18 protein-coding genes and 1 tRNA gene are annotated in these 18,644 nt (G+C 48.6%); 5 read left to right on the top strand and 14 right to left on the bottom strand.

Annotated features, from left to right (window positions below):
* Positions 1–22 precede the first annotated feature (22 nt).
* The 14 genes from AC3DKS_RS08930 to AC3DKS_RS08865 form a co-directional block, all read right to left on the bottom strand.
* Positions 23–778 carry a glycosyltransferase family 2 protein gene (locus AC3DKS_RS08930; protein WP_272607764.1) on the bottom strand — a complete coding sequence of 252 codons (756 nt, stop codon included), beginning with the start codon at positions 776–778 and terminating at the stop codon, positions 23–25.
* Positions 775–1,578 (bottom strand): glycosyltransferase family 2 protein, encoded by an 804-nt coding sequence (locus tag AC3DKS_RS08925; protein WP_272607765.1) that lies wholly within the window; start codon positions 1,576–1,578, stop codon positions 775–777. The genes AC3DKS_RS08930 and AC3DKS_RS08925 overlap by 4 nt, the downstream gene beginning before the upstream one ends.
* Positions 1,579–1,597: 19 nt before the next feature.
* Positions 1,598–2,614, bottom strand: a complete 1,017-nt coding sequence (locus AC3DKS_RS08920) for a glycosyltransferase family 2 protein (RefSeq protein ID WP_272607766.1) — start codon at positions 2,612–2,614, stop codon at positions 1,598–1,600.
* Positions 2,614–3,162: a putative colanic acid biosynthesis acetyltransferase gene (locus AC3DKS_RS08915; protein WP_272607767.1), complete on the bottom strand. Its 549-nt coding sequence runs from the start codon at positions 3,160–3,162 to the stop codon at positions 2,614–2,616. Before AC3DKS_RS08915 ends, AC3DKS_RS08920 begins: the two co-directional genes overlap by 1 nt.
* Positions 3,163–3,166: 4 nt before the next feature.
* Positions 3,167–4,072 (bottom strand): glycosyltransferase family 8 protein, encoded by a 906-nt coding sequence (locus tag AC3DKS_RS08910; RefSeq protein WP_272607882.1) that lies wholly within the window; start codon positions 4,070–4,072, stop codon positions 3,167–3,169.
* Between the two features lie 6 nt (positions 4,073–4,078).
* Positions 4,079–5,374: a hypothetical protein gene (locus tag AC3DKS_RS08905; RefSeq protein ID WP_272607768.1), complete on the bottom strand. Its 1,296-nt coding sequence runs from the start codon at positions 5,372–5,374 to the stop codon at positions 4,079–4,081.
* Positions 5,367–6,722, bottom strand: a complete 1,356-nt coding sequence (locus tag AC3DKS_RS08900) for an oligosaccharide flippase family protein (RefSeq protein WP_272607769.1) — start codon at positions 6,720–6,722, stop codon at positions 5,367–5,369. The genes AC3DKS_RS08905 and AC3DKS_RS08900 overlap by 8 nt, the downstream gene beginning before the upstream one ends.
* On the bottom strand, positions 6,685–7,839 hold the full coding sequence (locus tag AC3DKS_RS08895; RefSeq protein WP_272607770.1) for a glycosyltransferase: 1,155 nt from the start codon (positions 7,837–7,839) through the stop codon (positions 6,685–6,687). Before AC3DKS_RS08895 ends, AC3DKS_RS08900 begins: the two co-directional genes overlap by 38 nt.
* Before the next feature lie 5 nt (positions 7,840–7,844).
* Positions 7,845–8,774 carry a GDP-L-fucose synthase family protein gene (locus AC3DKS_RS08890; RefSeq protein WP_272607771.1) on the bottom strand — a complete coding sequence of 310 codons (930 nt, stop codon included), beginning with the start codon at positions 8,772–8,774 and terminating at the stop codon, positions 7,845–7,847.
* Positions 8,775–8,777: 3 nt separating this feature from the next.
* Positions 8,778–9,914 (bottom strand): GDP-mannose 4,6-dehydratase, encoded by a 1,137-nt coding sequence (gmd, locus tag AC3DKS_RS08885; RefSeq protein WP_272607772.1) that lies wholly within the window; start codon positions 9,912–9,914, stop codon positions 8,778–8,780.
* Positions 9,915–9,988: 74 nt separating this feature from the next.
* Entirely contained in the window at positions 9,989–11,422 is a 1,434-nt protein-coding gene (locus AC3DKS_RS08880; RefSeq protein WP_272607773.1) for an MraY family glycosyltransferase, read from the bottom strand.
* Positions 11,423–11,654: 232 nt separating this feature from the next.
* The gene (locus AC3DKS_RS08875; RefSeq protein WP_015755425.1) at positions 11,655–12,512 is read right to left on the bottom strand and encodes a LytR/AlgR family response regulator transcription factor; all 858 of its coding nucleotides are present in this window, start codon (positions 12,510–12,512) and stop codon (positions 11,655–11,657) included.
* Positions 12,509–13,543, bottom strand: coding sequence for a sensor histidine kinase (locus AC3DKS_RS08870; protein ID WP_015755424.1), 1,035 nt, complete (start codon positions 13,541–13,543; stop codon positions 12,509–12,511). Before AC3DKS_RS08870 ends, AC3DKS_RS08875 begins: the two co-directional genes overlap by 4 nt.
* A 178-nt stretch (positions 13,544–13,721) precedes the next feature.
* On the bottom strand, positions 13,722–14,153 hold the full coding sequence (locus AC3DKS_RS08865) for a hypothetical protein (protein WP_015755423.1): 432 nt from the start codon (positions 14,151–14,153) through the stop codon (positions 13,722–13,724).
* Positions 14,154–14,430: 277 nt separating this feature from the next.
* Between AC3DKS_RS08865 and AC3DKS_RS08860 the strand changes: the two genes are divergently transcribed.
* From AC3DKS_RS08860 to AC3DKS_RS08840, 5 genes are all read left to right on the top strand, one after another.
* Positions 14,431–14,507, top strand: a tRNA-Pro gene (locus tag AC3DKS_RS08860).
* Positions 14,508–15,118: 611 nt separating this feature from the next.
* The gene (locus AC3DKS_RS08855) at positions 15,119–15,538 is read left to right on the top strand and encodes a hypothetical protein (RefSeq protein ID WP_148214386.1); all 420 of its coding nucleotides are present in this window, start codon (positions 15,119–15,121) and stop codon (positions 15,536–15,538) included.
* Positions 15,539–15,624: 86 nt separating this feature from the next.
* On the top strand, positions 15,625–16,809 hold the full coding sequence (locus tag AC3DKS_RS08850) for a TolC family protein (RefSeq protein ID WP_041327872.1): 1,185 nt from the start codon (positions 15,625–15,627) through the stop codon (positions 16,807–16,809).
* 19 nt (positions 16,810–16,828) lie between these two features.
* Positions 16,829–17,116: a hypothetical protein gene (locus AC3DKS_RS08845; protein WP_015755419.1), complete on the top strand. Its 288-nt coding sequence runs from the start codon at positions 16,829–16,831 to the stop codon at positions 17,114–17,116.
* 18 nt (positions 17,117–17,134) lie between these two features.
* A complete protein-coding gene (locus AC3DKS_RS08840; RefSeq protein WP_041327275.1) occupies positions 17,135–18,643 on the top strand; it encodes an efflux RND transporter periplasmic adaptor subunit in 1,509 nt (502 codons plus the stop codon).
* Position 18,644 lies beyond the last annotated feature (1 nt).

Genomic DNA, 18,644 nt, shown 5'->3' with positions numbered 1-18,644 from the left:
TTAAATTATGAACGGGCGCGATTTAGCGATTCAAAAACTGACTTAATTTGGAAAAGTTTTTCCATAGTAAAGCAATCAAAGGCATTGGTAAATTGTTGGATCGCATTGCCCGCAGGTCTTCCTTTGATTTCAATAGGATGTTTTTCAAACTTCTATTGCTGGCTCCTCCCAAGCGCATTTTTGTGATTACTTCCGGTAAATAAACAAACTGCAGATTGCGATCCTTGAATACCCGAAGCATGAAATCGTAATCAGCGGCAATTTTGTATGCGAGATCAAACTTTCCATGTTTTTGATAAACGCCGTTTCTCAGAAACAATGTCGGATGGGGCGGCATCCAGCCCCGTTGCAATAATCCTGATTTGAATCTGCTGCTTTTCCAATATCGGGCCACTTTTCCGGGGTTATCTTTACGGACGTACTGTAAATCGCCATAAACTCCTGAAACCGCAGGGCTGTTGAAACTTTTGACGATTTTGGAAAGCACGTCGGGACAGGCTAAAAAATCATCGGAATGGACAAAGCCTATGACATCACCGCTGCATACTGAAATTCCTTTGTTCAACGCATCGTAAATGCCGGAATCAGGCCCGGAAAGTACCCTTAGCGTAGATAGCTCCTCGGATTTTTTCCGTACAAATTCCAACGTCCCATCTGTAGATTCCCCATCAATGATCAGGTGTTCGATATTTTTGTAATCCTGTGAGGCAACAGATTCAAGACACCTGGGAAGTGTATCCAGACTGTTATAGGTCGCAGTAATCAGTGAAATTTTCATCCCTTTTTCAGCAATTTATACTGTCGATCTATCATGCATTCATAGCGATACCTCAACTTGCAGAAATCAAGTCCGGGTTTGCCATCCAGGAATCCAAGCTTCAGGACATAAAACGCGAAGAATACAAAAACAGGACGAAAAGGTATATGATAGCTTAACCTTTTCTGGGCCTTTCTTCGCGTAACCGGATCGGTGTGGAACAAAGCTCCTAGTTCCAGGGAGTCATTTACTTCAAGACACATTTTTTCCGCCTCCATTTTTGCATATCGCCTGTGCTTCTCATACCACCAATCCAATCCCTTATTGAAAGGATAGTGTAAAAGGTGATTGTTCAGGCTTCCAATGGTACCTTCCACGACATACTCTTCATTGATTTCCCGCTCTACCCGCACCTTACCTCGTTTAAAGAGCCTCGGAAACCAGGTGGGATATCCGCTACTATATCGAATCCACCGACCTTGAAAATAATCTTTCCGTCGAATCCGGTACATATCGTGATGGCCCCCGGATTGTATGACAGACAGAATCTCGCCCTGCAACTCCGGAGTCACTAGTTCGTCCGCATCCACCATCAAAATCCATTCAAACCCTTCGGGGATGGAACTCAGGGCAGCGTTCCGTTGGTTGGCATAATTGTCGAATTTGCGTTGTATACAGCTCGCGCCGAAATCTTTGGCAATTTCCAGGGTACTATCCGTACTGTAGGAATCGAACACGAAAATCGAATCCGTGAAGCTCAGGGCGCTGAGACATTCAGGGAGGATTTTCTCCTCGTTAAAAGTGAGGATTAAGGCGCACAATTTAATATTGTGCTTTTCACTATCCATTTTTTACAGGTAGTGCAGTTAGGGGAATAATAGCAATGAATTTGTGCCTGAAAAAAGATGTAACATTTGCTCCAAATTTCATCACTGGGAATAATAGCTTGGCAATGGTTAAATTCATATTGAATAAAATCATTTCCAGTCTCAAGTACCATGGCAGCAGATGTTTTGCCCGGAAATAATGGTCATTAAAAAAGTTGCTATGGAAACTCCTATTGTTAGATAACTGCCCACCTTTACGGCAATAGACTATCCAGTCTTTTGATCTGTAATAGGAAATTTCGGTTACTAAGTCATACCTGTTTTTCGGACCAATAATTTCCAAGGCATGATCAAATTCTCGAAAGAAACCTTCCACCGCTTCTGGGTCGTTTGACCTTGAAATATTAGTGCGGTGAATTATATAATGATATAGCGGTTTATCAACCTTGGCAAACTTAATATTATAAGTGCTGAAAAGATAAAAGTTGGTTAAAACATCTTCGGTTATTGCCTTTTCTACCGGTAGATTCAAGCTTTGTAACAACTCGCGCTTGTATAGGCGTCCCCAGACATGAACGGAAATTTTACCAAGTAAGAGAAACCGAAGAGCATCTTTCTTGTCGTATGATTTAGGTACCTCATTTTTCCTATTAATAACTCTACCATTCTTATGGATACAATGGTCAGCAACTACTATATCGGCATTTGTTTCCGTCATTTTTGTTACCAATAGAGAAATAGCGTCAACCTTTAGATAGTCATCTGAATCAACAGTTATAATAGCTTCACCGGTTGATTCCTGAATTCCTGTCTTCCTTGCTTGGAGTGTGCCTTTATTTTTTTGTTGGATTAATATTATTCGGCGATCACTTATGGAATTATGCTCAATAATACCTTTGCTGTTATCTGTACTACCGTCATCTACTACTATTATTTCAATGTCCGTATAGGTTTGATTACGTATAGAAGTTATACATCTTTGAATAAATCTCTCTTGATTGAATAAAGGAATGACTACGGATACTTTCATTACTCAGAAATGATTCTTTTCTTGATTAGAATTGCTGGATTACCGGCCACTACTGTCCAAGGTTCAACATTTGATGTTACTACTGCACGGGCTCCTACCACTGCTCCCTCACCAATGGTAACTCCGGGGCCTATAAATGCTCCGGCACAAATCCAGACACTATTCCCAATTGTTATATTTTGGCGTATTAATGGAAGGTTTGATTTTGAGTAATCATGAGTGCCACCACATAAATAAGTGTCTTGAGATATTACTGTATTATCGCCTATTGATATTTTAGAGAGATTATAAACTCGAACTCTTGGACCCAGAGTAGACAATTTGCCTATGCTAAACTCCCACGGACGAAAAATTGATGTTGATCCAAAAGCCATGGAAGATATTTGAACATTAGCTCCAAAAGTCTTTAAGACTATCATTCGAAGTGACGGTATTCGATGAGGTAATATTTTCCAAATAGTACTTTGAATTAAACTCCAAAGAAAGCGCTTCAAATAATCTGAGAGCGTATATGGATATGGATCTACATTATCTAATTTTTGTTCCATGAAACTACATTTTAATCCTAAATAACACCTTAAGATAGCTCCGATAAGTCCGGATAAACTTCGCAATAGAAGAACAGCTAATATCTCGAATGGAGTTGTAGTCTTTGAAATAGGTTTTCTTTAAAATATTTGAAAAGAGCTTATGGTGAGGATGAATAAGTTCCGCTAGAATATCCCATGGTTTAGGTCTGCCATAAAAATGCAGTATGTTCGTACTATTATCGTATGTGCCTTTAGGTAAATTGTTTTCTACTCTAAAATTGAATCGATTAGGAATGCATCCTATTTCCTGTTCGTCTATAGCCCCATTAATAACTGTCTGATCGGCACATTTTAGTTTATCCCGATGCTCATTTGCAAAATTCAATAATACTTGTGTGAGACCTATTCTCCTCCATTTACTTAGGTTGACAAGAAGAACCCCAGCATTGAAATAATTGATATTACTCAGCTTAAGATCCTGAATGAAAAATTCTTTTTCTAGGGACTCCTTTACTCCTCTTTCAACATTTGCCATTATCAAATAATCATCCAGATCTAGTAAAAAAGGATCCAATTCTTTGATATCAAGGTTAACCACAATGTCAATATCCAGATATAATACTTTGTCGCAGGGTACGAGTTCAGCCAAGAGTAGTTTGGAATATGTAAATGTGTTGCCGTGTAAACTTTTTAACTCGGTGAATTGATGTGCTTGATTTTCAATGATATTTAATTCGTATTTTTTGGAAAAGTCATGTAGGGTATATTCAAGTTTAGTTCTTACGGACTCTGTAAAATTTTGAGTTATATAGTAAATATGATGATAATCATATGAGGAGTTTGAAAGTAACGAATAGAGAGTTACGTGAAGACCAATATCCACAGCCCGGTCCCCGATTACAACAATATTTATGCGCTTATTCGTCATCAACTCCTAAATGAATTTCTGGACTTTATAATCTTCTAATCGGCCTATGGTGGTACCACTGACCTTTTTAATTGGGTATTTAGTAGCGCATAACCGGTATAAGAAGAAAAGCTGTAAAAAGAAAAATATCCTCACGCGGTTCATAAAAAATACAGGTCCTCCAAATGCAGTAAAAACGGCCAGGGATAGTATGGCCACAAAAAGGAATCGCTCATTTCTCAGGTATTTGCCGAGTTGGAAGGTAAGCTGGTAGTTCCTGAAGTAAATTAGGAAATATGCAAAGATTGCCACAACGCCCCCCTGGAAATAAAATTGCACATGTTCACTGTCAAAAAAGGGTAAACTCCCCATGGTAAATCCACGCCCGAAAAATAAAGGAACTTCACTGCTGAGGGCCATACTGTATATTCCGTTGTCGCTCCCCAACCTCCCTGAACTCAGGGCTTCCATAGCGGAACCTTCAACAAACCGAGAATAAAATTCTTCAAAAAGGCCAAATCCCTTCCAATCCTCAATAAAATACGGGGCCACCAAAGCTAGCGTGATTGAGGCGAGAACAGCCAGTGCAATTTTTGGCCTCACCTGGCCGATGTTAATGAATAGCCAGGAAGCCAGCAATATTCCGCCTAGAAAAAAGACTTTCGATACGGATGCAAACCCGCCGATTAAAATAAGTACGAGAAGAATAACCTGGAATAAGAAATTTTTACGTCCCTTAAGGGAAAAGTTGTAAACCCATGTAATCAAACCCAGGGAATAAGCAAACCCCCCGGCGAATACAATGTCGAATACACCCGTATAGCGCCCCATGGAGTTGGTGTCTTCCCTGAACCCGTCCGAACTATTCTGTACATAGTACTGGATAATGGAGTCCGAGTAGGGGGTGAAAATCTCTAATAGGATGAGCACCGTATTCAATCCCAGAAGAATGTGGAAAACCCGGTTTAGTCTGAACATTCGTTCCCTCGTAAAAAAACTTCTGCGCACTACCAGGCTATTCAAAATCAATAGCAATACAAAAGTCTCGGTGTAGTTCTCAAAATTTGCGAGAAATTTTAAGTCAACCGGGACTTGGTTAACAATGGTACTTATGCAAACATGGATAAAGAGGAATCCGTACAAAAACACAACGGAGGAATGGGGGAAGATTCTGAGTTTTTGGAAACGCCCTGAAAGCAGGAGGATTAGAAATATGGAATATACAACCAAATGCTCAACCCTTAACCCATTTCCATTCGGTATGTAGGGAAGGAATATAGCCATCAAAAGGATATAGTCAATATTTTTAACGATCCTATTCATCCAAGGGGCTCAATATCTCATTTTGGTTGAAAAACAGATACGTGCAAATGAAATATGCGGTAAATCCACAACATGTGGCAACTGCAGCACCCAGAATCCCTAATGAAGGTATCAGAAGAACGTTCAATAATAGGTTGGTAGACGCCGCAGCGATATTGCTTGCTAATATCACACGTGTTCTTTGTTCCGAATAAAAATAGAGTTCAAGTAATTGCGCCAGCGTAATAAGGAAAAAGGCCAGGGCAATCCAAAAAATTAAGAAAAACCCATCCGAATAATCCTCAGAAAGGAGGAGGAATCCGATAGTTTCCTGAAAAATATAGATAAGTATTAAGGTAGGAAGGGCGATTAAGGAATAATAAAATCCGAAGGTTTTTAAGCGCTTCTTCTTTTCCTGTTTTTTATAATTCCCAAAAACGATAGGAGTAGACAAGATTACAAATACAGGACTGATGACCAGAAAAAACTTGGAACCAACACTATAGCTTGCACTGTAAACCCCCACTTCCTGTATGTTCAGAAAATACTCAATTGCGTATCGATCGAAATAATTGCTAATCCATATCCAAAGAGCGGAAAAGCCTAGAGGCCATGCAAAATGAAAATATCTTTTTAGAAAGGATTTGAAATGCACCTTTATTTTTGGGGTATATGACTTATATGCCCTGTAGAAAAATAGAATGCCCACAAGGGAACCAGCAACCTGCATACCCCAAAGTGCCTGCACATGATCCATAAATTCGAAATGCCAGAAAAAGAAGATCCCGATAAAAACAAGTGAGGCAGTTACCCTTGCCATACCTATCTTGGAGAAGAGTATCAACTTGTTCTGAACGTTCAGGAAGTCGTTAAGGAGCATGTTCATGGCATTGAATACCATGTAAATAAATAAGAGTCCCCATAATACCATTTCGACGGTGTCAAGATAGAGTTGGAAGAATATCATCAAACCGCAAAATGCAATAAGGATTACACTAATAAGGACTATTGTGAAAGGTCTGAATCCAAGTTTGGGAACGAGTTTGGAATAATTGGCTTTGACGAACTGAATGGCCGGGTAAATTAGAACGGAGGAAAACAGAGTGAACGCTGCAAACTGCAACCCATACGTTCCAAAGTCCGTTGGATGAACGTATAAGGCGATCAATTTGCCGCTTATCAAGGCTATGAGGGCACCAAATATTTGAGAGGCGACAACGAAGTTTCGATCTTTCTTTTTAAAGAGATCGGAAATCCGGGTCGCAATTTTATTTTGGTCAATCATAAAGTATCCAGTAGGTTCATACTTTTCCCTAGGGAATGCAACCCGACTAATCGGTATAGATAAACTCGGGTTTTGATTTTCCATCAATCAGCCACCGATAGGTTCTTTCAAATTTTTCGGCGATTTTCTTCCAATCGTATTTGGATTGGACCAATCGGAATCCATTCTCGCCCATAGTTTCACGTTGCTTTCTGTCAAAACTCCCCATGTTGAGAATTTGTCCCGCAATATTTTCTTTATTCAGTTCCAGTTTAATGGCAGCATCTGTTTCAAAACCATCACTCAGGTTACATTTTTCCGTCATAAGAACGGGTAATTTGTATGACCAGGCTTCCAAAACTGATACAGGTATGCCCTCGCTGTAGCTTGGGAGAATGTAGGCGCTTGCCGTTCTGAGGGCCTCTTCCTTTGCAGAATTATAGCGGGGCCCCAGAAAAAAAACGTCATTTTCCAAACCAAGATTTCGGACATTTTTTTCAAGCGCTTCGCGATGTGCTGGGATTCCGCCTCCAACCATTTTCACCTGCCAATTCTCAAAGAAGTTTGTGTTTCCCGATTTGATAATCCCAAGTGCATCTATTAGCAAGTCCAAACCCTTTATAGGGTGTAACCTTCCGAGGTACAGCAGGGTTTTTCTCTCCTGAGTAGGAGCTTTAGAATTCGACCTCTTTGGTATGGTAATCCCATTGGGAATAATAGCTACGGGATTCTTTAACCCGAAATTTCTAATTGCCTTATATTCGGAGTAACAAAGTGCGTGAATGCAGGTTGCCCGTTCTAGTGATTTATAAGCAAAAGCTTTGCCGACTAAATATTTTTTCCACGAGGAAATTTCCAATGCCCAGGCGTTCAACATACCGTGGGTAGAAATGATCACGGGGCTTTTATGTTTTTTTTGCCAGTTGTAGGTAACCCATTGCGGGTACATCCAGAGCCCGTGTAAATGAAGGACTTCTATCTTTTTCTGATGAATGCTTGTATAAAGCCCGGGCGCATAACCAAATGAACGGAACAGGCTCGTCTCAAAGGCATTTAGCTTTATTTCGCCCCAACCGGATCGATCGGTTTCAGTGTACTCGTCTTGGAGACCAAAGATTTCTACCGGAGCGTTCAAATTCAAAGCGAGGCATCGAATTGCGTCATATAATCCTCCGGCATTGCGGGAAACCGAAGACGTCAATATGGCAATAGCGTTCTCCATATGGTTTAACCGAGTTGTAATTGATACCACCGATAAGCCCTCTCAATCCCAGCTTCCAACCCAATCTCAGCTTTCCAGCCCAGGGCATGCATACGGGAGACATCCAGCAGTTTGCGGGGCGTACCGTCCGGCCTGGAGGTGTCCCAACGGATTTCGCCTGTATGGCCCACGATGCGCTGTACGATACGGGCGAGTTCTTTGATGGTGATGTCACTCCCGGTGCCCACATTGTACAGGTGGTCGGGTAACGGGTTTTCCAGGGCATGGACCACGGCCCGGGCCAGGTCGTCCACGTGCAGGAATTCCCGCCGGGGGGAGCCGCTGCCCCAGAGGGTTACCGGGGCGTTGTCGTTTTGTTTGGCCTCGTGGAATTTGCGGATTAGTGCGGGCAGGACGTGGGAGGTCTCCAGGTCAAAATTATCGTTGGGGCCGTACAGGTTGGTGGGCATCAGGCTCACGTAGTCGCGGCTGTACTGATCCCGAAGTGCCTGGATAAGGCGTACCCCGGCAATCTTGGCCAGGGCATACCCCTCGTTGGTAGGTTCCAGGGGGCCGGTGAGCAGGGCGTCTTCCCGGATGGGCTGTTCGGCCATTTTCGGGTAGATGCAGGAACTGCCCAGGAAGACGAATTTTGGTACGCCGGCTTCATGGGCCGCCTGGATCAGGTTGTTTTGTATCCGGAGGTTTTCCAGGAGGAACTCATACTGGTTCCGGCTGTTGGCCAGGATCCCCCCAACACGCGCCGCGGCGTCCACGATGGCTGCCGGCTGCTCGTCGGCAATGAACGCTGAGGTGGCCCGCGCATCCCGCAAATCCAGCTCGCTGCTGCTGCGGCCTGTCAGGTTGGAATAACCGGCGGCTTCCAGGGCGCGCCAGACGGCGGAGCCCACCATCCCGCGGTGCCCGGCAATGTATATTTTGTCGCTTTTTTCCACGGCCTACTCGTAATAATTTGGGGTGGAATAGCCCCCGTGGTTCAGGTGGCGGTCTTTCTGCATCAGCAGCAAATCGCTGGCCATCATTTCCCGGACCATTTCCTCCAGGGAGCAGGTTGGTTTCCAGCCCAGTTTTTCATAGGCTTTCGAGGCATCGCCTACCAGGAGGTCTACCTCGGTGGGACGGAAGTACTTCGGGTCGATGCGCACCACTACCTGGCCTATGGGCACCTGGTAATCCGGGTGGGATGCAGAAGCCACCCGCCCGGTTTCGTTTTCACCCTGGCCATTGAATTCGAGTTCCACACCGATTTCCGCAAATGCCATCCGGACCAGGTCGCGAACGCGGGTGGTCTTGCCGGTGGCAATCACCCAGTCTTCGGGCGCTTCGGCCTGCAAGATCATCCACATCATCCGGACGTAGTCCCGGGCGTGCCCCCAGTCCCGCTCCGCGTCCAGGTTGCCCAGGTAGAGCGTGTCCTGCAGCCCCATGGCAATCCGCGCCACGGCCCGCGTGATCTTCCGGGTAACAAAGGTCTCCCCCCGGATGGGCGATTCGTGGTTGAACAAAATCCCGTTACAGGCAAACATGCCGTAGGCCTCCCGGTAATTCACTGTAATCCAGTAGGCGTACAGCTTGGCCACCCCATACGGGCTCCGCGGGTAAAACGGGGTGGTTTCCGTCTGGGGCACCTCCTGCACCTTCCCATAGAGCTCCGAGGTGGAGGCCTGGTAGATACGCGTTTTGTGTTCCAGCCCCAACAGCCGCACGGCTTCCAGGATCCGCAGGGTCCCCGTGCCGTCCGCATTGGCCGTGTATTCCGGGATCTCAAAAGAAACCCGGACATGGCTCATCGCGGCCAGGTTGTAGATTTCGTCGGGTTGGATTTTCTGGATGAGCCGGATGAGGTTGGAACTGTCCGTCATATCCCCGTAGTGGAGGATAAAATTCCGGTTCTCCACATGGGGGTCCTGGTAGAGGTGGTCGATGCGCTCCGTGTTAAAAAGGGACGACCGGCGCTTCAACCCGTGTACAATATACCCCTTATTGAGCAGGAATTCGCTGAGGTAGGCCCCGTCCTGGCCGGTAACCCCGGTGATAAAAGCTACTTTTTTCTTTTCTTCATGTTCCATGCGCATCGGGCTTTGCTTTAAACGAATAACTAGTGATTGGGTTGGGGGAACTCAATACGGTTTCGGTTTGCCGGCGGGCCTCATTCGGTTTTGCGACGGGGGTAATCCGGGCTCCTGGCCCATCCGGATCGCTCCGGGGCAGGTTGCCCGTTTTCGTGGGCGGCGGCGGGGACTTTGCCGCCAGCGCGAGACTCCCCTTGGCGTTCCCGGGAATCCGGGTATTCATCTGCCGGCTTTTCCGGTTCCTGCCGCGTGCGGTGCACCACAAAGCGGCGTTTTGCCTCTGCAAAGACGTGCGTGCGCTTTTGCTGCAGCTCTTTGGTTTCCGAATAGGTGTAGCGTTCTGCAACGGGTTCGGTTACCGGCAGGGGGCGGGCATCCGCTGCCTGGGGCCGCTTAACCGGGATGGGCGCAACCCCGGGGGCGGATTCACGCCTTTCCGGGATCAGGAAGGGGTATTTGTACAGCAGGGAACCCAGGACAAAGCCAATGACCAACTGCAGGGTTGGGTTCCAGTCGTTGATGAGCCAGATGGCGGCCACCAGCAGGATATTGCTCAGGATGATGGCCGCAGTGGCCTGTATGTGGCTGAAACCCCGGGCAATAAAGCGGTGGTGGATGTGGTTCCGGTCCGGGCTGAACGGGCTGCGGTTTTCTATCAGCCGGATTGTAAAGACGCGCAGGCTGTCGATGATTGGGTAGGAGAGGACCGCGAGCAGGGCAGTGGGCGCATGGGGCATTGTAAATGCGGCAAACGGCTCGTGGTTGACCATGATAAAACTCATCCCCTGGTAGGCCAGGAGGTAGCCCAAGAAGAGCGAGCCGGAATCCCCCATAAAGAGTTTGTCCCGCTTGGCGAAATTAAAAACCAGGAAGCCCAGGATGGCCCCGATAAGCGCAAAGGAGGTGACCGCCAGCAGCAGGTTTCCGTTGACCAGGAAAAACACCCCGAAAATCAGGCTTGCCAGCGTGGCCAGGGAACCGGCCAGGCCGTCGATGCCGTCGGTGAGGTTGAAGGCGTTGATGATGACGATAAAAACAAACAGGGAAAAAAGCACAGAAACCCAATAGGGCATCTCCCAGACGCCCAGCATCCCGCCAAAACCCGTAATCCGGATGTCCGTGAGCAGGATCACGATGCCGGCCGAGAAGATCTGGCCCATGAATTTTTTCTTGGGCGCCAGTACAATCAGGTCGTCCTTGATCCCCAGGAACAGGAGGATGGTGGTAGTGGCGACAATCGAAATGAGCTTGATCAGGTCTGCGTTGGAGAATTCCAGGAAGATCCCGAAGAGCATCAGGGTAATGCAGAAGGCCAGGAACATGCCCACGCCTCCCAGGGTAGGAGTTTTTTGGCTGTGGGAACTCCTTTCGCCCGGGTCGTCCATCAGATTTTTCTTTTGGACCACGTAGATAATCACGGGGAATATCCGGATGCTGATCGCCCAGGCGGTGATCGCCACTATGGGAACAAGGAAATAGGTCTCGGATAGCAAACCAAGATTGTGGAGCATGGGGTGGTGTTCTCGAGGGTTGATTACTTAGGCTAGATTACGCAAAATGCGGCAGCCAACCGAACCCTGAAGCTACCAGTTTTCAAATAGTTATCCACGATTTTATCGACGAACTGCACGTTAGCAGGAGGATTTGCGGATATCGCAACAGGAATTGCTGTTTCTCGCAATTTGGCGGTTTAACCCGATGGATTTTGAGAGGTCCGCAAAGGGATGGCAGTATCGGGATTCCCTAGGAATTCATCCACTCCTTAAACTCCGGCGCCTTGGCCTTGCTCACCACAATCCGCTCGGCGGACGGCGGGTTTACCTGCAGGATGAGCTTGCCGTTAAAGTAGTATTTGATGTTGCTGATGGCGTCGCGCTGGATGATGAACTGCCGGTTGGCCCGGAAGAATCGTTTCGGGTCCAGGGAAGCCTCCACGTCCTCGAGTTTCTGGTCCATGGCGTAGGCCTGCTTATCAAAGGTCATCGCCTTTACCACCCCCGTATCGATGTAGATATAGGCAATTTGGTTGGTTTTTACCGGGACGAGCTCGTCGCGGTGGGCCAGCAGGAAGGTAGATTTGTAGGCGCGCGTTTCCTGGTTGAGCAACTCCAGCAGGCCGGATACCTGTTCGGGCCGGATCCCTTGCCCCCGTTGTTCCCCGGATGGTGCCTGTTCCCCGGATGGTGCCGATTCCCCGGATGGTGCCTGCTCCCCGGAACCCGGATCAATGCGTCGCCCGGCGTCGTCTTTTTGCAGGTGGTATTGCTGCAGGGCCTGCTGGAGGTCGTCCGGGTCGATGGGTTTGAGCAGGTAGTCAATGCTGTTGACCTTAAAGGCCTTCAGCGCGTACTGGTTGTAGGCGGTGGTAAAGATTACCGGGATGGTGAGCCGCACTTTTTCGAAGATTTCAAAAGACAGGCCGTCTGCCAGGTGGATGTCCATAAACACCAGGTCGGCGTCGTCCCGGGTTTTAAAATAGGACACGGCCGCCTTTACCGAATCGATGACCTTCAGCACTTCGATATCCGGGTCGATGCCGCGGAGCAGGTAGGTGAGGTTGTCGCTGGCGGACAATTCGTCTTCTACGATGACTACTTTCACGAGGCAGCTTTTAAGGGGAGTTCCACCCGGAAGGCATCGTCCGTGCGCCGGATGGCAACCTTTGTTTTCTTGATAAGGGAGAACCGTTTTTGCAAATTGGTGAGACCATAGCCGGTACGGTCCGGCAGGGAGCTCCTCTCCCGCACCTTGTTGCTGACCACCAGGGTTTTCCCCTCGTTGAAAATCTCCACTTTCAGCGGGTTTTTCTCGGAAATTTCATTGTGCTTTACCGCGTTTTCAACCAGGATCTGCAAGGCCAGGGGGGGAATGCATTCCTCCATTAATTCCGGGTCGATGCGGATGTCGATCTCAAAACGGTCGCGATACCGGGTACGGATCAAAAACGTATAGCTCTCCAGGAATTTCAGTTCGTCGGCCACCGATACCAGGTCGGTATCCCCGCTCTGCAGGATATACCGGTACATATGGGAGAGCTTCCGCACAAACTGGGAAGCCTGTTCGTTGTCGCGGACCAGGGAGGAAAGCGAATTCAGGGAGTTGAACAGGAAATGCGGGTCTACCTGGTTCTTAAAGGCCGCGAGTTCGTTTTGCAGGTTTTGCTGCTTAAGGCGTTCGTTTTCGATGAGGCTTTCCTGTTGGTCCGTTTGCAGGCGCAGGATCCGGGCGATAAAAAACAGGACCAGCAGCAGGATGGCATACCGGAAGTGCAGGAACTGGAAGTCTTCCTGGGTCAGGGCCGATTCGTCCAGGAACCCGTGGAGGTATTCCCACAAGAGGATAGCGGCAATCAGCATGCCGATATCCAGGAGGATCAGGGCGCCAAAACGGAGGTAGGGCGGCCAGTTGATCCGGGTATAGGCCAGGTTGGCATTCAGGTGGAGGATGGACCAGCCGAATAGGGCCATAAAGGTGATGCGGAAAAGGATATCGACGATCCACATGCCCGAGGAGTCCATCCGTCCGCTGCTGATCAGGCTGTAGAGGAACAGATTGCGCGGGATGGATGCAAGGATCGCCAGCAGGAGGGAAACCCGCAGCAGGGTGGCTTGCTTGACCGGTTTTCTGGACATGGTAAGGCGCGTCTTAGCTGATAGATAAATGTAATACATTTTGGGCGGGGGCGTTTTTCCGGAATATTCGGGCAGGGGTTTTCCGGGGGGTTGGGCGAAAAACAAAACGGGCCCCCAAGTTTGCTTGAAAGCCCGTCTGTCGAGGCCGGAAAGCCTCTTCATCAATCAACTGATCTGATTATTTGCGCGCCGTCCTCAGTGCTCCTGCGGGGGATTCCATGCCTTCAAAGGGGTTGAAACCCGCCGGCAGGTAGGCGTCTGTGTCGAAGCCCAGGTCGATGGCCTCTTCGTCGGTGTACAGGTTCAGCCGATCCAGTTCTTCATAGTGGGCAATCTTCCCGGCGTAGGGGTCAAAGCCCACCGGCAGATAGGCCGATGTATCGAAGTCGAATTCTATCACCGGGTCGGTTTCGGGGACTTCCAGGGAAGTGGGGTCCAGGTGCACCGCGGCGGCCTGCTCCCGGAGGTGGCTTTCGAACTCCCGGTTCATCTCGCGGATCAGTTCAGTGCTTCCGCTGTGGTCGCCTTTGTGGCAGCAGCTGTCGGCGGCCTGGCTTATATACGTTCCTCCCAGCAGGGAGACTCCTAAAAGAATTGTTGAAATTTTCATGGTTGCTATAGTATTGATAATGGGGTTTGCAATGATTTACAGGACAAATGTAAGGCGGGGTAGGGCCTCCCGGGACGCTTTTCTAACCGAAGCGTCCCAATCCGGGGGTGAAGCGTCCGGAAAAGCAGGTGAAGTTCCTGGTACACTTTAAGCCCAACCGTTTGAACAGGTGTAAATGGTATGGATTACCGGTAAAATTTTCAGGTCTGATGCCCAGAGATGTTTGTGAACAATTTGGCTGCAACCGATCAAAAGTTTTATCTTTGCCCACCGGTTTCGGGATGTAGCGCAGTCCGGTAGCGTACTTCGTTCGGGACGAAGGGGTCGCAGGTTCAAATCCTGTCATCCCGACCAAGCAGAAAAGCGGTTTGCGAGAGCAAACCGCTTTTTATTTTCCCTTGCGTCAAAAGCTTGCTTTTGTAGGCAAAGGGGAAAATAAAAAGCGTAAAGCGCCGAATAGGCGCTTTGTTTTTCTATTTGCACCGAGGGATAAAATGGATTGCGTCGCCGAAAGGCGGCGAAATCCAATTGCGTCGAAAGCTCGCTTTCGAAAGTGGGTCGGAAAATAAAAAGGGAAGAACGCGCCAGACCCGCCCACGCACCACCTGGCTCCTCGCTACACAAGGTCCACCGGACCTTGTGTAACCGCTCGGCCCTCTATTTGCAAGAATGGATGGAACGGATTGCCGAGCGCAGCGAGGAAATCCTTGTGCTCTTTTTGGTTTTAAGCCGTGCGGGCCAGAGTCCGGCTATGGACTTTTTAATCCGTGAAATCGAACCGACTAAATTGCCGGGATATACATATTTACCTGTTGAGCGCAGACTTTTAACTATCAGGTCTTTCACTGCTGTAGTTTGTATTGAGTGGAGGATATCTGTGATTCAACCATCGGAGGTCCTTATTCTTCCCTCGAAATCATTACTTTTGTTTCCGGATGCACAGGTTCAAACAAATAAAGGCGGGAATGATGCTGCTTATCATGGGGCTCATGATGGCGCACAATGCCTTTGCCCATGAACATCATCACGGGCATGACCCGTCAACTTCGGAAAAAGTGCCGTCCGGACACCACCATCACGATGGAGACCATCACCACCATGGCGAACAACCTGCAGAGAAGGAGGCCTCCAGGGATCTGCTGGGGTTCCTGCTTGAAGCCCATTCCGACGGCTCCCATTCCCATGACTACATGCCGGGGACGGTTGAGGTTGTTACCCGGAATAAAACACAAGCGCTCAACTACTTTAACCTGACAGAGGGGTTTTATTTCCGCCCCTGCCTAACGAATTTTGATAGGGAGCCTTTTTTTGTTGACGATGATTCCGGTGGTCAACTAGCCATTTATCTATCCATTTCCCTCCGGGCTCCTCCGGTATTGTGTTGATTCTACCAACGACAGGAAGCGACAAGGCCTGAATGCCTGGATTTCGCTATTCTGTCGCATCCATTGATTCAACCAAAGCCAATACCATGCAAAAGCATTTTGTATTCGCGATCTGCGGATGCCTGTTCCTTTCCGGAGTCTTTGCACAAACCCCGGAAATCGACGGAATTTTACAGCAGATTGAGCAGAACAACCGGGAACTACAGGCAATATCCTCATATCTGGAGGGCAGAAAACTGGAATTAAAATCAGGAAATAACTTGCCTGATCCGCAATTCGGCTTCTTTTACCTTCCCAATGGAGATAACTCCACGGGCGATTACACGGAATTCCAGGTAAGCCAAACCATCGAGTTTCCAACTGTCTACGGCGCCAGGGGTACCCTGATCGAAGAACAGGAAACCCAATTGGAGCTCGAGTATCTATCGAGACGACAGGAAATACTGTTACGGGCCAAAGGGCACGGCCTGGAATTGATCTATCTCAACAAGCGCATCGCAACCGAACAAGAACGCCTGGAGCAGGCCCGTACTGTGATGGATCAGGTTGAAGAACTTTACAGGCGCGAACAGAATGGGATACTGGAGCTCAACAAAGCCAAAGTGGCCTGGCTACAGGATCAGTTTAAGGTACAGCAGCTTGAAAACGAAAGGCGGAATGTCCGACTTCTCCTCCAAAACCTCAACGGCGGTACCCCCCTGAAAATAGAAGGTTCAGAATTTAGCGGAACCCTTGACATAGCAGACCTGGACGTACTTTGGCAGGACAGGCTGGTGCATGATGCCGATCTGGTCCTGATCCGGCAGGAGGAAGTTATTGCTGCGCAAGCCCTGGCAGTATCCCGAAATAAATCCCTGCCCAACCTGACTGCCGGGTACAATCAGCAGGGGGTGCCGGGAGCGATCTATTCCGGACTGTATGCAGGGATAAGCCTGCCGTTATGGAGCAACCGTAACAAGGTAAAATCCGCCAGGTCTCACCTGGAATTTCAGGAGGTGAATTCCACCAGAAAAACCCAGGAGGCGCGCACCCGGTTCGAAAAGCAGGTCAACGAATATCAGATGATGCTGTCGCGGTATCGTGAATATCAAACGACCCTTTCGGGTATGGACAGCGAATCCCTGCTAATGGAGGCCTATCAGCTAGGCGAAATTTCCTTTATGGATTATTACAGAGAATTACAGTTTTACCGGGATGCATACGATTCCATGATTAAGATGGAATATGAATTGTTCCGACAGCAAGCAGAATTATTAAAACACAAGTTATAACCCTTTTAAGACCAAAATCATGAAAATATCTAAAATTATTTTAGCACTGACCCTTGTAGTTGTCTTTTCCTGCAAAGGCAAAAATGCAGAAGGCGAACATGGACACGAACACGGTGCCGAAACCCATGAGCACTCCCATGAGGCGGAGGCTGCAGACCACGGCCACAGCCATGAAGGCGAAGAAACGCATTCACATGAGGGGGAGCATCACCAGCAGGAATCCTTCACCCTGGAAGCGGATTCAGTAAAAGTGGATAAAGACTCCACCCATACCCATGAGGACGGAACCACTCATCACGATCACTAATTTTAATACCGCGCAACGATGCGTTATCTAGTCATATTGTTGATCCTGCTTTCCGCGGGGTGCCGGTCTTCGGAAGACCAGGGCCACAGCCATGATGAGGCTGGGGAGCATTCACATGAAGGGGAAGGAACCCCGGCCATGGCATTTACCGTCTGGACAGAAAAAACGGAATTGTTTGTGGAGTTCCCGGCCCTGGTGGTTGGGCAAACCAGCCGTTTTGCCGCGCATTTTACGGTTTTGCAGGGACACAGGCCCGTGCGGGAGGGAAGTGTTACCGTGAGCCTTATCAGGGGGAATAAAGGCATCCGCCATACGGTGGATGGCCCCAATTCTCCAGGGATTTTTACTCCGGCTCTTCAACCCGGGGAAGCCGGCAGCTTTCAACTGGTATTTGATATCAATACACCAGACTATTCAGACCGGATCACCCTCGAAGATATCCCGGTTTTCGCAAGTTTGGCTGAAGCCGCGGGTAGCCTTCCCAAGCCGGAAGAAGGGAATGATATTTCCTTTCTGAAGGAACAGGCCTGGAAGATGGATTTTCAGACCCGCCCGGCAACTGAAAAAGAAATTTATGAGACCCTGCCGACATCCGGTACCTGGCAGGTGGCCCCATCCGATTACCGAACCCTGGTGGCCCCGGCAAATGGTCGCGTAAATTTCAGTCGGTCTTCCCTCACTGAGGGCAGTCCGGTCAGCAAAGGACAGGTCTTGATGACCCTGAGCAGTTCAGGATTTGCCAGGGAAAACCTGGAAACAGAGATTCAAAAGGCCCGGGCGGAGTTAAATCGCATGGAGTCGGAATATGAGCGCAAGAAAGCTTTGCTGAACTCCCGCATCGTTCCCAGGGCCGAGTTTGAAGCGGTGGAACAAAACTACCTCGTTGCAAAGGCGAACTATGAAACCCTGAGTCAGGGATACACTGGAAACGGCATCCAGGTAGCAGCTCCCTTTGACGGATATATAAAATCCATCGCATCAGTCAATGGGGACTACGTAGCCCAGGGTGCCACTTTGCTCACGATTACGAGCCATAAGAGCAGCATGCTGCAGGTTCAGGTAAGCCCGAGGTATGCCCGGGAGCTCCAATCCATCCGGAACATATGGTACCAGCCCGCACCCGGCACGTGGTCCAGCCTACTCGCCAAAGGGGGCAAGATCCTGTCTGTTGGCAAGGAGGTTGAGGCAGACCAGCCCCTGATCCGCATATATGCCGAGGTCAATGAGGGCGTGGAAATGCCGGAGGGAAGTTTTACGGAAGTACAGGTGGCCTTTGGCAACCCCGGACTGTCTACTGTAGTACCTGCCCAAGCCTTGCTGGAAGATTACGGGGAGTATTCCGTAATCGTACAGCGCTCCGGGGAAGCCTTTGAAAGGCGGTACGTACAAATAGGAAAGCGCAACGGGAATGAGGTGGAAATCACCCAGGGCCTGGCACCTGGGGAGGTGGTGGTAACCAAAGGGGCCTATCAGGTGAAAATGGCTTCCATGTCGGGGCAGGCCCCCGCCCATGGCCATGCTCATTAAA

The organism is Robiginitalea sp. (assembly GCF_982776155.1).
The sequence above is the reverse complement of the archived record's forward strand: the minus strand, read 5'-3'. Positions and strand labels throughout refer to the sequence as shown.

Bases quoted from the DNA above. Each gene is read 5' to 3' on its own strand.
- AC3DKS_RS08905 (WP_272607768.1), bottom strand. From the start codon at position 5,374: ATGAATAGGATCGTTAAAAATATTGACTATATCCTTTTGATGGCTATA.
- AC3DKS_RS08930 (WP_272607764.1), bottom strand. From the start codon at position 778: ATGAAAATTTCACTGATTACTGCGACCTATAACAGTCTGGATACACTT.
- AC3DKS_RS08870 (WP_015755424.1), bottom strand. From the start codon at position 13,543: ATGTCCAGAAAACCGGTCAAGCAAGCCACCCTGCTGCGGGTTTCCCTC.
- AC3DKS_RS08910 (WP_272607882.1), bottom strand. From the start codon at position 4,072: ATGACGAATAAGCGCATAAATATTGTTGTAATCGGGGACCGGGCTGTG.
- AC3DKS_RS08845 (WP_015755419.1), top strand. From the start codon at position 16,829: ATGAAAATATCTAAAATTATTTTAGCACTGACCCTTGTAGTTGTCTTT.
- AC3DKS_RS08920 (WP_272607766.1), bottom strand. From the start codon at position 2,614: ATGAAAGTATCCGTAGTCATTCCTTTATTCAATCAAGAGAGATTTATT.
- AC3DKS_RS08895 (WP_272607770.1), bottom strand. From the start codon at position 7,839: ATGGAGAACGCTATTGCCATATTGACGTCTTCGGTTTCCCGCAATGCC.
- AC3DKS_RS08840 (WP_041327275.1), top strand. From the start codon at position 17,135: ATGCGTTATCTAGTCATATTGTTGATCCTGCTTTCCGCGGGGTGCCGG.
- AC3DKS_RS08850 (WP_041327872.1), top strand. From the start codon at position 15,625: ATGCAAAAGCATTTTGTATTCGCGATCTGCGGATGCCTGTTCCTTTCC.
- AC3DKS_RS08865 (WP_015755423.1), bottom strand. From the start codon at position 14,153: ATGAAAATTTCAACAATTCTTTTAGGAGTCTCCCTGCTGGGAGGAACG.
- AC3DKS_RS08855 (WP_148214386.1), top strand. From the start codon at position 15,119: ATGATGCTGCTTATCATGGGGCTCATGATGGCGCACAATGCCTTTGCC.
- gmd (WP_272607772.1), bottom strand. From the start codon at position 9,914: ATGCGCATGGAACATGAAGAAAAGAAAAAAGTAGCTTTTATCACCGGG.
- AC3DKS_RS08880 (WP_272607773.1), bottom strand. From the start codon at position 11,422: ATGCTCCACAATCTTGGTTTGCTATCCGAGACCTATTTCCTTGTTCCC.
- AC3DKS_RS08900 (WP_272607769.1), bottom strand. From the start codon at position 6,722: ATGGAAAATCAAAACCCGAGTTTATCTATACCGATTAGTCGGGTTGCA.
- AC3DKS_RS08915 (WP_272607767.1), bottom strand. From the start codon at position 3,162: ATGGAACAAAAATTAGATAATGTAGATCCATATCCATATACGCTCTCA.